This window comes from Sandarakinorhabdus sp. DWP1-3-1 (assembly GCF_049896705.1).
Classification (GTDB): domain Bacteria; phylum Pseudomonadota; class Alphaproteobacteria; order Sphingomonadales; family Sphingomonadaceae; genus Sandarakinorhabdus.
In genome coordinates, this window is sequence record NZ_JAFCUV010000001.1 from 1,515,925 (window position 1) to 1,531,932 (window position 16,008).

Below are 16,008 nucleotides of genomic sequence, written 5' to 3' on the forward strand. Positions count from 1 at the left end.
GGGCCAAACGGCTGCACGTGGAGACGACTGCATGAATGCCCCTTCTGGCCGCCTGGTCAACACGCTGGCGCTGCCACAGCCCTATCTGCTGTTTCTCGGTGACACCGATGAACCGAGCTATGCCAAGACGGCGCTGGGACTGGTCGATTGGGCGCCCGAGCGTTGCATCGCCGAATATGGCGTTGCCGGCTGCACGGTTTCGACCGGCCTGCCGTTCATGACGCCGGCCGAGGCCCATGGCGCGGGCGCCCGCGCCTTGGTCATCGGCGTCGCCAATACGGGTGGCGTCATCGCCGAGAGCTGGGTGGCGGCGCTGGTCGAAGCGCTCGACGCCGGGCTCGACATCATCAGCGGCATGCACGCGCGCCTCGGCTCGGTGGCGCCGCTCGCCGAGGCCGCCGTCCGCAACGGACGGCGCCTGATCGACATCCGCACGCCGCCCGCCGGCATCCCGGTCGGCACCGGCCGCAAGCGCAGCGGCAATCGGCTGCTGACCGTCGGCACCGATTGCGCGCTCGGCAAGAAATACACCGCGCTGGCGCTGCACCGCGCCTTTGCCGGTCGTGGCATCGCGTCGGATTTCCGCGCTTCGGGCCAAACCGGCATCATGATCGCCGGCGGCGGCATCCCGATGGACGCCGTGGTTTCGGATTTCGAGGCCGGTGCCGCCGAACTGCTCAGTCCCGATGCCGCCTCCGATCATTGGGATGTCATCGAAGGCCAGGGCTCGCTGTTCAACCCGGCCTATGCTGCGGTATCGCTGGGGCTGCTCCACGGCAGCCAGCCCGATGTGTTCGTTGTTTGCCATGATCCGACCCGCACGGTCATCCTCGGCCTCGAGGATTTCGCCCTGCCGACGGTCGACGAGGTCATCGACATGACGATCCGCCTCGGCCGCCGCACCAACCCGGCGATTCGCTGCGGCGGCATCAGTCTCAACACCTCGGGCCTCGATGCCGATGCGGCGGAAGCGCTGATGGCGGCGGAGCGCAAGCGGCTGGCGCTGCCGGTTGCCGATCCGATCCGCGGTGGCCCCGCATTCGAGGCGCTGGTCGACGCCTGCCTGGCATGAGGGCTGCCGAACCGGGCGGCAGCTGGTTCCAGCGCTTTCTGCTGCCCGGCTTTGCCATGAAGGCGGTGATCATCGGCGGCGGTTATGCCACCGGGCGCGAGCTTGCCGAATATTTTCTGCCCGCCGGCCCCTGGGGTGGCCTTGCCGGCATGGTGCTGGCGATGCTGATCTGGAGCCTGGTGGCGGCCATCACCTTTGCGCTGGCGCACAGGTTCGGCACTTACGATTATCGCAGCTTCTTCCAGCGCCTGCTAGGTCCCGGATGGATTGTCTTCGAGATTGCTTTCCTGATCTTCACCGTGCTGATCCTCGCCGTGTTCAGCGCTGCGGCGGGGGCAATCGGCACGGCGACCTTCGGCTGGCCCGAATTCGCCGGGTCGGCGGTGCTGGCGCTGGCCATATTGCTGACGACGGCCCTGGGCGCGACCGCGGTCGAGCAATTGTTCAAATATGCCTCGATCATCATCTATGTCGTCTATGCACTGTTCCTGGCCATCGCCCTGGCACGCTTCGGCGGCCTGATCGGCAGCAATTTCGCCGCGTCGCCGCCACCGGAGCCGGGCTGGGTCGCCGGCGGCATGACCTATGCCGCCTACAACATCGTCGGTGCCGTCGTCATCCTGCCGGTCCTGCGCCACCAGCGCAGCACGCGCGACGCCGCGATCGCCGGCATCATCGCCGGGCCGCTGGCGATGCTGCCAGCCATCCTGTTCCTCGTCGCGATGATCGGTTTCTATCCCGCCGTCGCCGATGCCACGCTGCCGTCGGATTTCCTGCTGCGCCAGATGGCGGTTCCGGGCTTTGCGCTGCTGTTCCAGCTGATGATCTTCGTCGCGCTGCTCGAAAGCGGCGTCGGCGCCGTCCATGCCATCAACGAACGCATCGCCGCCGCCATGACGGCGCGCGGCAAGGCCGTTCCCGGGGCGGGGGTGCGGGCGCTGACGGGTGCCGTCATCCTGGCCGGCTGCATGGTCGTCGCCGTCCGCATCGGCCTGATCACGCTGATCGCCAGCGGCTACCGCTTCCTCGCGGTGCTGTTTCTCATCGTCTACATCGCGCCGCTCCTGACGATCGGCGTCTATCGGCTGTTCCGCCCGCTGCCTGCCCCGGAGATTTCGTCATGACGTCAGTCCGCACGCTCGCCCTGCTGCTGGTTCTGGCGGCGCCCCTGCCCGCCGCCGCTGCGCCGCCGAGGAACCTCGACACGATGGTCGAGACGCTTCGCAAGTCGGTCGGCGCCGCCGGCGTGTCGATCGCCATTGTCGAGGGTGAGAAGACGACTGTCTCGCGCGGCTGGGGGGTGCGCAAGCTCGGCGACCCGACGCCTGTCGACGCGGCAACGATCTTCCAGACCGGGTCGACCGGCAAGGCGATGACCGCGGCGGCGCTGGCGGTGCTCGTCGATGACGGCAAGATCGGCTGGGACGATCCGGTCATCAGGCACATGCCCTGGTTCCGCATGTACGACGCCTGGGTAACGCGCGAGATGACCATTCGCGACCTGCTCGTCCACCGCAGCGGGCTGGGGTTGGGCCAGGGCGACCTGATGTTCGTGCCGCGCACCAATCTGACACGCAAGCAGACTGTCGAGCGGGTGGCTTTCCTCAAGCCCCGTACCAGTTTCCGGTCGTCCTATGCCTATGACAATGTGCTCTATTCGGTGGCCGGGCAGCTGGTCGAGGAGGTGTCGGGCAAGCGCTGGGAGGATTTCATTCGTGAACGCGTGCTGCGCCCCGGTGGCATGCTCGACGCCACCAGCGACAGCGAGGAACGCTTTTCGCACGCCAATCGCTCATTCCCGCACGCGCGGCTGTCGGGCGTGCTGCGTGGGCTGGGGCCGCAGCAGCTCCTGGATGAACGCGACGAGCTCGGCCGCACTGCCGCCCCGGCCGGCGGCCTGGCGCTCAGCGCCAACGACATGGCGGCGTGGCTGCATATCCAGTTGGCGCAGGGCGCCCTGCCTGACGGCAAGCGGCTGTTCAGCGCGGCGCAGGCCCGCGAGATGTGGAAGCCCGTGACGCCGATGCCGGTATCCAACCTGCCCGACAGTCTGAAGCTCGCCCAGCCGACCTACCAGAGCTATGCGCTTGGTTGGCAGGTGCAGGATTATCGCGGCCACCGCATGATCTCCCATGGCGGCGGCGTGTTCGGGTCGATCACCCGCGTCGTCATGCTGCCCGACCAGAAGGTCGGCTTTGCCATCATGCTGAATTCCGAGGACAGCGGCATGCTGCTCGGGCTGACCTATGCGCTGGTCGATCACTATCTCGGGCTGCCGGACAATGGCTGGATCGCCAAGTGGGAAAGCTGGTACCAGGCCCGGCTGGCGGGGGGCAAGAATGCGCTGGCGGCGACGCAGGCCAAGGCGGTCAAGGTCGGGCCGTCGCTCGACCTGGCGCGCTATGCCGGGCGCTATCGCGACGCCTGGTATGGCGATGTCGTCGTGACGCCGGCGGCCGACGGGCTCAGCATCGATTTCACCTCGACACCGCGGATGAAGGCTCGGTTGCGGCATTGGCAGTACGACAGCTTCATCGCCGATTTCGACGACAAGGCGATCGAAAAACCCTATGTCACCTTCGCGCTCGACAGCGACGGCAAGGTGACCGGCGTCACCATGAAGCCGGTCAACCCGATCTCGGACTTCAGCTGGGATTACCAGGATCTCGATCTCAGGCCCGTCGTGGAGACCAAGTGATGCGGCGCTCGCTGCGGGTTGCGATGCTGCTGGGGGCGGCACTGCTCGCCAGCACTGCCCAGGCTAAAACTCCGCCGGCCGAGTTGCATAAGCGGCTGCTGACGCTCGACACGCATCTCGATACCGCGCTGCATTTCGCGCGGGCCGGCTGGGACTTCGCCGCCGTCCACCCGCGCGACAGCGATTTTTCGCAACTCGACATCCCGCGCATGCGGGCGGGCGCCCTCGATGGCGGCTTTTTCGCCATTTACACCGACCAGGGGCCGTTGACGGCGCAGGGCTATGCCGACGCGCTGGCCTTTGCGCGGGCGCGTTCGGACCTGATCGACCGCACCATCGCCGCCCATGCCGATGCCATCGCGCCGGCGTTGACCGCGGCCGATGCCCGCCGGCTGAATGCGCGCGGCAAGCTGATCGCCTTCAAGTCGATCGAGAACAGTTATCCGATCGGCGAGAAGCTGGCGCTGCTGGCCGAGTTCAAGGCGCGCGGCGTGCGCCTGGCCAGCCCGGTACACGGCAAGAACAACCAGTTCGCCGATTCCGCCACCGATGCCCCGCGCTGGGGCGGGCTCAGCCCGCTCGGCCGGCAATGGGTGGCCGAGATGAACCGGCTCGGCCTGGTGATCGATGCCAGCCATGCTTCCGACGCGACATTCGACCAGATGCTGGCGCTGTCGAAGACGCCGATCCTGCTGTCGCATTCGAGCCTGCGGTCGGCCAACGACCATCCGCGCAACCTCGATGAAGGCCGGCTGCGGCAGCTGGCGGCCAGGGGCGGCGCGATGTGCGTGTCGACGATCTTCCTTGGCGACATGAAGATGTCGCCGGCGCGCGCCGCGATCTTTGCCAAGTACGAGGACGGCAGCAAGCTCGATGCCGCCGCGCAGCGCGAGCTTGGCCGGCAGTGGCGGGCGCTCGATGCCACCGAGCCGATGTGGGACGTGGGTTTCGACAAATATGCGGCGATGGTGCTGCGCGCGATCGAAGTCGCCGGCGTCGATCACATCTGCTTCGGCGCCGATTGGGACGGCGGCGGCGGCCTGCCCGATTTCGATGACATCGCCGCACAAGTGCGGCTGACGGCGCGGCTGCAGGACGCCGGCTACAGCGATGCCGACATCGGCAAGATGTGGGGCGGCAACGTGCTGCGCATCCTGGCGGCTGCCCAGGAACGCTGAGCGCCGCGACTGCCCGGGGGCAGCGCGGCGTCCATTGCCGATATGAGGGGCGGCCCGCGTGGCCGCCCCTTTTTGTCAGAAGCGGAAGCCCACCGTACCGCCGATGGTGCGCGGGCGGATGGTCGAGGCGGTAAGCAGCGGGATGCCGGCGCCGCCGAGGGCCGGCGGGACGGCGAAAGGATAGTCACCGGCAGCCACGACCCCATAGGCGTCGGTAACGTTGCGGGCATAAACGGCGAGCGAGACCCTGCCGATATTCACCCCGGCACGCAGATCGACGACCGAATAGCTGTCGATGTTGATGCGCCGGTTGAAGGCGGCCGTGTAGGCGGCATTGAACCCGGCCGTCTGGTCACCCATCATCCGGATATTGGCACCGACATAGGCAACGGCATCGTTGCCGATCGACCATTCATAGTCGCTGCTGATGTTGGCCGACCATTTCGGCGTGTAGGGCAGCTGGTCGCCGGCGATGCCACCGGTCAGGTTCATCCCGCCACCCGACACGGTGTCGTCGAGCAGCTTGGCGTCGGTATAGGCACCGTTGACGACGAACGAGAGGCCGCGGATCGGGCGCAGCGTTGCCGTCGCTTCGACACCGCTGGTGCGCGCCCGCTTGCCATTGCCGTTGACACCGACCGGACCGACGGGGGTCTGGACCGTCGTCAGGATCAGGATGTCGCTCCAGTCGATGTGGTAGACCGAGGCATCGAGCGAGAAGGTCCCGTCGGCGGTTTCGGCGCGGACACCGGCCTCATAGCTGATCAGGGTGTCGGCGTTGAACGCCGTCGGGAAATTGGCCGGGGCGCCCAGCGGGACAAAGTTCGGTCCGCCGGGACGGAAGCCCTTGGCGACGCGCGCGTAGACCGAGGCGTGTTCGCTGAGCTCGAAGCGCGGCGCGACCGACCAGGTGAAAACCCCCTGAGAAGAATCACCCAGCTGCGGATCGCCATTGCCGAGCTGGACGATGGCCTGGACCGAATCCTGCTTGTTGTGGCTGTAGCGGCCGCCGGCGGTGATTTCGAAACGGTCGCCAAGGTGGAGGGTGGCGCTGCCGAAGCCGGCGATTTCCTCGTAGTTGGCGTCGATGGTCGCGACGACGAATTCATTGAAGGTGAACGGCCCAAAGGTGCCGGCGCGCGGGATCAGTGCGCCGCTGGCGAAATTGAACGGCAGGAAGCGCTGGAACAGCCCGGTCTTTTCACGGGTGTAGTAGGCGCCGATCAGCCATTCGAAGGTTTCACTGTCGGCCGAGGCGAGCCGCACTTCCTGGGTGAATTTCTCGACCGCCACGTCGCTCTGGAAGGCGAGGCCGACGGTATTGGTGGCGCCGGGGCCATAAACCGCCTGCGCCGTGCCGCGGGCCGCCTGGGTGCTGAAATCGTTGATCTGCACCTGGTCCTGCGTTGCATAGCTGGTGACCGAGGTCAGGCTGGCGAAATCGAGATCCCAATCGATCGTGCCGCTGTACAGGCGATAGTCGATATTGTTGGTTTCGGGATAACGCTGATAGCGCTGGCGCTGGCCGCCGGTCGAGCCGCCGGTGATCGGGTTGACCGGCTTCAGGGTCAGCGGATCGACCGTGAAGCTCGATGGCGAGTCGACCTCGATGTTCTGCAGCAGCGCCGACAGCCGGATCGACAGCCGGTCGCTCGCCTTCAGCAGCAGCGAGGCGCGGCCGCCATAGCTGGCATTGTCATCGACGCCTTCGCCGGCAAGGCCGATCGCGTCGACCACGCCCTTGTTCTTGCGGTAGAATCCGCTGGCGCGAAACGCCAGTTTGTCCCCCAGCGGCACATTGACCATCGCATTCGCCAGATAGCCGATGCCCGCGCCCCTGGTGTCCTCGACGCCGGCCTGGCCGCGCACCTCGACGCCGCCGAAATCAGGCAGGGCGGTCACATATTTGAGCACGCCACCCAGCGCGTTCGAGCCGTAAAGCGTGCCCTGCGGCCCGCGCAGCACCTCGACACGCGCAATGTCGAACGTGTCGAAATCCCCGGCCAGCACACCGCCATTCGCGAGGCTGCCGCTCGAACCGAACGGAATGTCATCGACATAGACCGCAACCGTCGAGCCGACCGAGCCGGTGTTGACGCCGCGCAGGATCAGCCGCGATTCGCCGGGGTTGGTCTGGGTGACCGTGAACCCCGGGACCAGCGCCGCGAAATCGAGAAAGCTCGTCGCCCGCTGGCGCTCGAGCGCTTCGCCGCTGACGACCGAGATCGATTGCGGCACCTCGGCAAGCGTCTGCGTACGGCGCTGCGCGGTGACGACAATCTCGTTGGCCGAGATCTGGGCCTCGGCGCTCTGGCCCTCGGCGAGGGCCGGGGTGACGAAGGCGAGCGACGCTATGGCGATGGTGCTCAGCAGCTGCGATTTGATCAAGTTAGGCTCCCCGTCCGTAATCCCCGTGATGGTCCATGCAAACACGTCTGAAATGAGAAATCAATCCCAATCAGGACATCACGATCCAATGACGCATATGCAAGCTCGATTTGGAACAGGTCGTGCTTTTGGGGACACGCCGTCTTGCAGCCGGCCTCAGGCGGCGTTCAGGCCGCGGAGGAAGGCCGCCACGTTGCCGCCGAGCGCGTCGACGGCATAGCCGCCCTCCATGATGACCAGAACCGGCACGTCCAGGGCGGCAATGCTGGCGCCGAGTTGCGCGTAATCGGCCTGCCGCAGCTTGAAGTGCGAGATCGGGTCGCCTTCAAAGGTATCGGCGCCGAACGACACGACGAGCAGCCGTGCGCCCCAGTCGACGATGGCGGCGAGGCCGGATTGCAGCGCAGGAGCATAATCCTCGATACCTGTGCCGCGCGGCAGCGGCAGGTTGAGCGTGGTGCCGACGCCGGCGCCCTCCCCGCTTTCGTCGGCGTGGCCCCAGTAGAACGGATAATCGGTGCGCGGATCGGCGTGGATCGAACAGAAGAACACGTCCGGGTCGCGGTAGAAGATATCCTGGGTGCCGTTGCCGTGGTGATAGTCGATGTCGAGGATGGCGACGGGGCCGAGGCCGCGGCGCTGCGCCTCGCGCGCTGCGATGGCGGCGTTGTTGAGGTAGCAATAGCCTCCCATGTAATCGGCGCCGGCGTGATGGCCGGGCGGGCGGCACAGGGCGAAGGCGGAGGTGTCCTCACCCGTCGCCAGCCGGTCGAGCGCCGCCAGTGCGCATTGCGCCCCCCAATAGGCGGCGTCCCAGGTGCCTGCCGCCACCGGCGTGCCGGCGTCATAGCTGTACGCGCCGAGCGCTGCGTCAATGCGATCGAGCGTCAGCGGCCGGCGGCGGACGATCGGGAAGGCATAGCCGATGGCGTCGCCGCTGCGCCCGGCCGCCAGCCACGCCGCATGCGCCCCGGCGAGGAAATCGAGATAGGCCTGGCTGTGGACCGCCAGCAATGGCGCCATGCCGAAATCCCGTGGGGCCTCCCAGTCTGGCACAGCACGCTTGATCGCCAGAGCCCGGTCGGGGCTTTCGGCATAGGCCACCCAATCCCCGTTGTGCAGTTCGCGCGCCGGGGCGTGGGCCAGTTGCCGGGGATCGAAATAGCCCTTCACATCGTGCTCCCGCTGGCCTCAGCGCTGCTCCACATAGACATATTGGTGCTGCTGGCCATCGCTGATCGTCAGCGTGCGGGCGCCGTTGGCGGTGCCGACCTGCGCGTCGACGCCAATTGCGCCGGCGCCGACCGAGACGATGGACGTGCTGCCATCGGCGTTGGTGCGGGTGGCGATCGGACCTTCGACAAAGCCGGCCTTGATCCATTTGGCGCCATTGCGCTCGCTGATGGTGATCGAACCGACCTCCGCATCGCGATAGCGCGCGGCGAGGCTGGCGAGCACCGCCGGGTCACCCGGATAGGTGACGCGGTCGCGGCGCGCCTTGGCCTGCGCATTGATGCGGGCGGCGGCGGCGGTCACATCGCCGGCCGCTTCGGGCTGGCCGTCGTACATCACCTCCAACAGTCGTCGCAGGAACGGCGCCAGCATCGCCGCGCCGGGATCGGCATTGGTCAGGATGACGGCGCCGACGCCGGTGTCCGGCAGCGCGTACCAGTTGCTGTGATAGCCGAGCAGCGTGCCGCCATGGGTGACGACGGGAATGCCCCAGGCGCTGCGTTCGAACAGGCCCATGCCGTACCAGCTGTCGTCCGACACCTGCACGCCGCGCTTGCGGCGTTCGAGCAGGTTCGCCTCGCTGACGACGCGCTTGCCGTCCCGGTTCAGACCCTTGGTCAGTTCGAGCTGGACATAGCGCGCCATGTCGGATGCGGTCGAAAAGGCGCCGCCGGCGGGCCGGTGCGGATAGACGGTGTGGTTGAAATCGTTGGTCATCCGCACCATCCGGCCATCGATGTCGAGGCCGTGCGGCGGCGCCCAGTTGCCCGCCTCGCCGTTGGCGAAGTCGAAGCCGGTGTCGGTCATGCCGAGCGGTCCGAAGATCCGGCTTTGCATCGCCTTGTCGAAGGCCGCGCCGAGTTCCATGCCGGGATAGGCGAGCGAACCGCCGAGATAGCCGGCGGCCGAGGCCATGAGGTTGTTGTACTGGAACAGCTCCCCGAAGGCGCTGGTCGGCTGGGTCACGGCGAGCTGGCGAAACGTGTCGGACGCCGGTGCGCCCGGATCGGCGAGGATGAAGGAATAATCCTTCCGCGGCAGGCCGGTGCAGGCACAGACAAGGTGACGGACCTGGGTGGCCCTGGTCGTCGCGTCACTGCCGAGCTTGAAGCCCGGATAGACATCGACGACCGGCTGGTCCCAGCGCAGCTTGCCTTCATCGGCGAGCACCGACAGCAGCAGCGTTGCCATGCCCTTGGTATTCGACGCGATCATGAACTTGGTGTCGGCATCGACGCGTTCGGGCGAGCCCAGCGCCCTGACGCCGACGCCGCCCTGCCACACGACCTTGCCCTGGTCGATCAACGCCAGGCCAACGCCGGGGACGCCCAGCTGCTGGGCACTTTGCGCCACGAAGTCGCGCAGCGCCTGGATCCGATCGGGCGTCAGCCGGTGCGCGGTGCGGCCGGCGAAGCTTTCCTTGGCATAGCCAGCGGGGTGCAGCCCGGCCTGCACGACCGCCAGCGCCGCCGAGCGCTTGGCGGCGGTGCCGGCGGCGCCGTCGACGACGAGCACCGTCCAGTCCGTGCCCTTGCGCAACGCCAGCGCCGAGCGGACAGCGCGCTCGCTCGGCGCGGTTTCATAGCCGAGGCCGGCGCGCTCGTCCCAGCCTTCGCCCGGCGCTGCCGCCGTCACCAGCCGCGGCGAGGGAACCGCGGCGGGACGGACGACGCGCCAGGCCGCTTCGGCGGCGGCACGCGCATCGGCGGCGGCGCCGACGGCGACCACCGTCAGCTTCAGGTCGCCTTCCGGCGCGACGAAGGCCAGCGCCTTGCCGGCGGTGACCGCCGACCAGTCCTTGGGCTGGACATATTGCACACCGGCCGGCGTGCGGCCCTGGGTGTCCACGGTTGCCACGGTCTGGGCGGCGGCCGGCAACGACAGGGCGAACAGCCCGAGCGCAAGCAGAAATTTCATCGCGGGCGTCTCCGAAGCTTCAGGGCGTGACGAGGTGATAGGTGACGTGCGGCAGCGAGCTGAACGATAGGCGGCGTCGCCCTTCGTCGCCAAAGAAGCGCAGTCGTTCATAGGGTCCGCCGGCCCTTGCGCCGGTCGCTTTTTCGTACAGCATGGGCCCGATACGGTTCCAACGCGTCGTCTGGCCATCGTTGACCACGGTGAGTGCGTTGTTGCCATCGGCGCTGACCGCCAGGTCATAGGCAGGATTGGCAGGCCGGCTGTAGTCGCGGCGGTTCATGCGATAGGCGCCGGCGGGAATGGCCTCGCCAGCCGCAGCGGCGACACGGGGCGACGGGGCCTGCGGGAACAGCCGGCCGATCAGTGCCTCGGTCAGTTCGGTGCGGCCGCCATAGCTGCCCTGTCCGCCGGTTTCGGAGATGAAGAAGCCGAGCCGGGCCTCGGGCACCAGGATCATGTTGGAATGGAAATCGCCGGTATTGCCGCCGTGGCCGACGATGCGCGGTGCCGCCGCTCGCAGCACGAAAAAGCCGTGCGCCATGCCGGGCAGGTCGGGGGCATTGGCGATCGAATCCGACTCCAGCAGGCGGACGGACGCCGGCTTGAGAATGGCGCCGCCGCCGTTCAGCAGCGCCAGCATGAAGCGGTTCATGTCGGGGGCGCTGCTGGTCGCCGAGCCGGCCGGCATGATCGAACTGAACAGCTCGAACGGCTTGGGCGTCAACCGACCCTCTTCAAGGCGATAGCCGCTGGCCATGCGCGGGGCCAGCGCCGCCGGCAGCGGCTCGCGGAAGGTCGTCGAAGTCATGCCGAGCGGCTTGAAGATGTGGCGGTCGGCATAGTCGGCGAACGGCTCGCCCGACACCCGTTCGACGATGTAGCCGGCCAGCGCGGCGCCATAGTTGGAATAGGAGACCTCGGTGCCGGCCGGCCAGCGCCGCTCGGGGATATGCGTCTTGATCCAGTCGCCATAGGGCGTCAGCTTGTCGACCGTCGGGGCTGTGATGCCCGACACGTCGCTTATCCCCGGCGTGTGCGACAGCAGGTGCCGCACCAGAATCGGCTTGCCCTCGAACGGTGGAATCTTGAAGTCGAGATAGGCATTGACGTCGGCATCGAGGTCGACGCGGCCAAGCTCGATCTGCTGAAGCAAAGCCGCCCAGGTGAACATCTTGGACACCGAACCGGGGCGGAACAGCGTGGCCGCACCGTCGACGGCGATGCCCTTGCCGACATCGGCAAAGCCATAGCCGCGGGTGAACAGCACCCGGCCATCATGGACGACGGTTACCACCGCGCCGGCGACTTCGCGGGTGGCGATCTGCTGGGCCATGACGCCATCCACGAAATCGGCAAGGCCTGCGAGCCGCTGCTGCGAGGCCGTAACGGGAGTGGCCGCCGCGACCGGCGCAGCGGTGGCGAGCAGGACAGCCAGGACGGCGCGGGAGAACGCTCCGGACATCGTCTCAGCCGCCCCAGGTCGCGGTCAGCAGGCGACGGAAGTTGCCGCCAAGGACCGCCTCGATATGCGCATCGGTATAGGACCGGCGGATCAACTCCTCGGCCAGGTCGTACATCTTCAGCGGGTGATCGAAGCCGTCGACGTCGATCTTGTCGCGAAAGGCATAGCTGTCCTTATAGGCGCCGCGGAGCATCTTGTTCATTTCCGGCGTCGTATCGTCATAGCCGTTGAGGTCGCTGTCGGTGCCGATGCCGACATGATCGATGCCGACCAGCTTCACGACATGGTCGATATGGGCGCCGATGTTGACGATCGTCGTCGGGTCGGTCTTGCTGACGAACATGCGGACGCCGGTGATGCCCATCACGCCGCCCTTGGCCGCCAGCGCCTTGATCGCTTCGTCGGTCTTCACCCGCGGGTGATCGACCAGCGCGCGGCAGTTGCTGTGGGTGATGGCGATCGGTTTCTTCGAGATGGCGATGGCGTCCAGCGTCGTCCGGTCGCCGCTGTGCGAGACATCGACGAGCATGCCGACCTTGTTCATCGCCTCGATGATGCCGACGCCGAAATCGCTGACGCCGCCGTCGACCCGGTCGGTCGAGCCGGATCCGATGCGGTTCTGCGAGTTGTACGTCAGCTGCGAGCAGCGCTGGCCCAAGTCGTGGAAGAATTTCACATCGGCGGCATCGTTGAAATGCTCGCTGTTCTGCAGGCCCATGATGACGGCGCAGCGCTTGTCGCGCTTGGCGCGGTCGATGTCGGCGAACTTGCCGACCGCGGTCAGCACATGGCTGTTGCGGGCGACATAGTTGCCGTAGATCGCAAAGAAGGTCAGCGCCTGTTCGCGCGCGTCCGGGCCGCCGATGCCGATGGCATGATGGATGGCGTCGATGCCGCTGGCGCGAAAATCCGCGGCGTCCTTGTCGGTCATCGGACTGGCATAGAATTCCGGCGAGAATTCGATCTTGATCGGTGCCAGCATGTCGACGACCGTCGCACGCTGCACCACCTCGATCGCCCGCTTCGAATAGGCGCGCTTGCTGTAGGGGCTGATCGGGAAGGCGGCGCGTGCGAGATAGGGCGCGGCGACCAGGCTGGCGGTGCTGGCCACGGCCGCGCGCAGGGCCCAACGACGTGTAGCCAGCATATCCGAATCTCCCGATATTTTCTGATCGGGACGCTAAATGCCTATTTGGAGAACGTCAATCGGCTCAGCGACCGGTCTGGCCCCGGTGCATCAGCTTGGCGTCGGCGAGCACCAGCGCGACCATCGCCTCCATGACCGGCGCGGCACGGATGCCGACACAGGGGTCGTGGCGTCCCTTGGTGACGATCTCGGTGGCGGTGCCGTCGCGCGTGATGGTCTCGACCGGCGTCAGGATCGACGAAGTGGGTTTGAGCGCCATGCGGACGACGATCGGCTGGCCGGTGGAGATGCCGCCGGCGGTGCCGCCGCTGTGATTGGCGAGGAACTGCGGGCCGTCGCCGCCGGGCCGCATGCGGTCGGCATTGGCCTCGCCGCGCAGCCGGGCAGCACCGAAGCCGTCGCCGATTTCGACGCCCTTGACGGCATTGATGCCCATGCACGCCGCCGCCAGCTGGCTGTCGAGCTTCATGTAGAGCGGCGAGCCCCAGCCGGCGGGCACGCCGGTCGCGGTGCATTCGACGATGGCACCCAATGACGAGCCGGCCTTGCGCGCCGCGTCGAGCGCCGTTTCCCATTCGGCGGCCACAACGGCATCGGGGCAGAAGAACGGGTTGCGATCGATCTCGGCGTCGTCGAAGCGGCCGTAATCGATGGCGATGCCGCCGAGTTCGACGAGATAGGCGCGCAGCCGCACCTCGGGGATGACCGCGCGCGCCACGGCGCCCGCCGCCACCCGGCTGGCGGTCTCGCGTGCCGACGATCGGCCGCCGCCGCGCGGGTCGCGATGGCCGTATTTGGCGTCATAGGCATAGTCGGCATGGCCGGGGCGATAGGCCTTCGACACCTCCGAATAGTCCTTGGACCGCTGGTCGACATTCTCGATCATCAGGCTGATCGGCGTGCCGGTGGTCAGCCCCTCATAGACGCCGGACAGGATACGGACCTGGTCGGGCTCCTGCCGCTGCGTGGTAAAGCGCGAGGTGCCGGGCCGCCGCTTGTCGAGCCAGGGCTGGATATCGGTTTCGGACAGCGCCAGCCCGGGAGGACAGCCGTCGACCACCGCACCGATCGCCGGCCCATGGGATTCGCCCCAGGTGGTGAAGCGGAACAGCTGGCCGAAGGAATTGCTCATCGCCCCCTCTCCCCCCGGGGGAGAGCGAGGGACCCGCCCGCGCCTTCGCGGGTGGGAGGGTGAGGGGATTCAGGCAACGCTGATATCCGGCGCGTCCTCGGCCTTCATGCCGATGACGTTGTAGCCGGCGTCGACATGGTGGATTTCGCCGGTCACGCCGCTGGCCAGGTCGCTGAGCAGGTAGACGCCGGCGCCGCCGACATCCTCGATCGTCACGTTGCGGCGCAGCGGCGAGTTATACTCGTTCCATTTGAGGATGTAGCGAAAATCGCCGATGCCGCTGGCCGCCAGCGTCTTGATCGGGCCGGCCGAGATGGCGTTGACGCGGACGTTTTGTGGCCCCAGGTCCATCGCCAGATATTTGACGCTGGCCTCCAGCGCCGCCTTGGCGACGCCCATGACATTATAGTGCGGGATGACTTTCTCGGCACCATAATAGCTCAGCGTCAGCAGCGAGCCGCCGTTCGGCATCAGCGGCAGCGCGCGCTGGCAGACGGCGGTGAAGCTGTACACGCTGATGTCCATCGTCTGGGTGAAGTTGTCGCGGCTGGTATCGACATAGCGGCCACGCAGTTCGTTCTTGTCGGAAAACCCGATGGCGTGGACAACGAAATCGATCGTCGGCCAGTCGGCCGCGAGCGCTGCGAAGCAGGCGTCCATCGCCTCGGCGCTCGTCACGTCGCATTCGTACAGGCGCGCAACGCCCAGGCTCTCGGCGAGCGGACGCACGCGCTTTTCAAGCGCTTCGCCCTGATAGGAAAAGGCGATTTCACCGCCCTGTTCGGCGATCGCCTTGGCGATGCCCCAGGCGAGGCTGCGATCATTGGCGACGCCCATGATCAGGCCGCGCTTGCCGTGCATGATTCCCGCCATAGGTCTCCAACTCATTCTCGACGTATTGAAACTGCCTTTAGCCGCCTTTGCCGGGCCTTGGCGAGGGCAGCGTTCAGGTTGGCGCCGGCGACCAGCCCCAATCCAATGATATAGAAGAACAGCAGCGCGACGATGACGCCGGCGAGCGAGCCATAGGTCAGCGTGTAACCGCCGAAAAGGCCGAGCGCCCAGGGCATGCCCATCGTCGTGCCGATCCAGGTCGCGACCGTCACCAGGGCGCCCGGCCACATCGGACAGCCCATGACGCGATAGCGTTTCGGCGTCAGTACGAAAAACACGGCGTACAAGGCGCCGAACAGCAGCACCGCAGGCACCAGGCGGCTGAGCCCCAGCGTGGTGAACACATCGTCGGCAAAGGGCATCAGCCGGGCCACGAAGGTCTCGACACCGGTCAGCACCACCTGGCTGGCGAGCGCCACCAGCATGACGATGACGGCGATGAAGATGACTGCGACCGAGCCGAGCCGATAACGCCACAGCGGCAGGCTGGTCGGCGATTTATAGGCTTCGCGGATGATCGCCCGCACCGTCTCCATGAAGCCGCTGACGGTCCACAGCGTGACCAGGATACCGAAGGTCAGCAGGCCGTTCGAGGCCCGCACGCCGATGACATCGGCGATCGGCTTTGCCACCAGCGCCGCCACATCGGGCGGCAGGGTCCGCAGAAAGGCGTCGACGGCCCGCAGACCGTCGGCGGTTCGCCCGAGCGTGCCGGCGACCGTTGCCAGCACGATGAAGAACGGAAACAGCGTCAGCAACGACAGAAAGGCAAGGTTGCCGGCGTGGGTGAAGCCATCGGCCCAGACCCCCGATACCGTGTCGCGCAAGATCATCCAGACACGCCGGTTGCGCATCAGGAAGCGGCTGAAAAAGTTCATGCCCGGCAA

General features: G+C 67.0%; 12 protein-coding genes. 4 read left to right on the forward strand and 8 right to left on the reverse strand.

Features of this window, described 5'->3' with window-relative positions:
* The first annotated feature begins 31 nt into the window (after positions 1–31).
* Genes ACP7AI_RS07445 through ACP7AI_RS07460 form a run of 4 tightly spaced genes read left to right on the forward strand, consistent with a single transcriptional unit; the run spans position 32 to position 4,948 of the window.
* Entirely contained in the window at positions 32–1,072 is a 1,041-nt protein-coding gene (locus tag ACP7AI_RS07445; protein ID WP_426165683.1) for a DUF1611 domain-containing protein, read from the forward strand.
* Positions 1,069–2,196, forward strand: coding sequence for a YkvI family membrane protein (locus ACP7AI_RS07450; protein WP_426165685.1), 1,128 nt, complete (start codon positions 1,069–1,071; stop codon positions 2,194–2,196). Before ACP7AI_RS07445 ends, ACP7AI_RS07450 begins: the two co-directional genes overlap by 4 nt.
* A complete protein-coding gene (locus tag ACP7AI_RS07455) occupies positions 2,193–3,770 on the forward strand; it encodes a serine hydrolase (RefSeq protein WP_426165687.1) in 1,578 nt (525 codons plus the stop codon). The genes ACP7AI_RS07450 and ACP7AI_RS07455 overlap by 4 nt, the downstream gene beginning before the upstream one ends.
* Positions 3,770–4,948 (forward strand): dipeptidase, encoded by a 1,179-nt coding sequence (locus ACP7AI_RS07460; protein ID WP_426165689.1) that lies wholly within the window; start codon positions 3,770–3,772, stop codon positions 4,946–4,948. The genes ACP7AI_RS07455 and ACP7AI_RS07460 overlap by 1 nt, the downstream gene beginning before the upstream one ends.
* Positions 4,949–5,023: 75 nt before the next feature.
* On the opposite strand, the gene ACP7AI_RS07465 is transcribed toward ACP7AI_RS07460, so the two are convergent.
* From ACP7AI_RS07465 to ACP7AI_RS07500, 8 genes are all read right to left on the reverse strand, one after another.
* Complete coding sequence (locus tag ACP7AI_RS07465) at positions 5,024–7,336, reverse strand: TonB-dependent receptor (protein WP_426165691.1); 2,313 nt, start codon at positions 7,334–7,336, stop codon at positions 5,024–5,026.
* 156 nt (positions 7,337–7,492) lie between these two features.
* Positions 7,493–8,509 (reverse strand): histone deacetylase family protein, encoded by a 1,017-nt coding sequence (locus tag ACP7AI_RS07470; RefSeq protein ID WP_426165693.1) that lies wholly within the window; start codon positions 8,507–8,509, stop codon positions 7,493–7,495.
* Positions 8,510–8,527: 18 nt separating this feature from the next.
* Positions 8,528–10,486 carry a serine hydrolase domain-containing protein gene (locus tag ACP7AI_RS07475; RefSeq protein ID WP_426165695.1) on the reverse strand — a complete coding sequence of 653 codons (1,959 nt, stop codon included), beginning with the start codon at positions 10,484–10,486 and terminating at the stop codon, positions 8,528–8,530.
* Between the two features lie 19 nt (positions 10,487–10,505).
* Positions 10,506–11,948 carry a serine hydrolase domain-containing protein gene (locus tag ACP7AI_RS07480; protein WP_426165697.1) on the reverse strand — a complete coding sequence of 481 codons (1,443 nt, stop codon included), beginning with the start codon at positions 11,946–11,948 and terminating at the stop codon, positions 10,506–10,508.
* A gap of 4 nt (positions 11,949–11,952) precedes the next feature.
* Positions 11,953–13,059 (reverse strand): dipeptidase, encoded by a 1,107-nt coding sequence (locus ACP7AI_RS07485; RefSeq protein WP_426165699.1) that lies wholly within the window; start codon positions 13,057–13,059, stop codon positions 11,953–11,955.
* Positions 13,060–13,159: 100 nt separating this feature from the next.
* Positions 13,160–14,227, reverse strand: a complete 1,068-nt coding sequence (aroC, locus tag ACP7AI_RS07490) for a chorismate synthase (protein ID WP_426165701.1) — start codon at positions 14,225–14,227, stop codon at positions 13,160–13,162.
* A 69-nt stretch (positions 14,228–14,296) separates the two neighbouring features.
* Positions 14,297–15,100: an enoyl-ACP reductase FabI gene (gene fabI, locus ACP7AI_RS07495; RefSeq protein ID WP_426165703.1), complete on the reverse strand. Its 804-nt coding sequence runs from the start codon at positions 15,098–15,100 to the stop codon at positions 14,297–14,299.
* Positions 15,101–15,111: 11 nt separating this feature from the next.
* Positions 15,112–15,999 (reverse strand): YihY/virulence factor BrkB family protein, encoded by an 888-nt coding sequence (locus ACP7AI_RS07500; RefSeq protein ID WP_426165705.1) that lies wholly within the window; start codon positions 15,997–15,999, stop codon positions 15,112–15,114.
* Between the last annotated feature and the right edge of the window lie 9 nt (positions 16,000–16,008).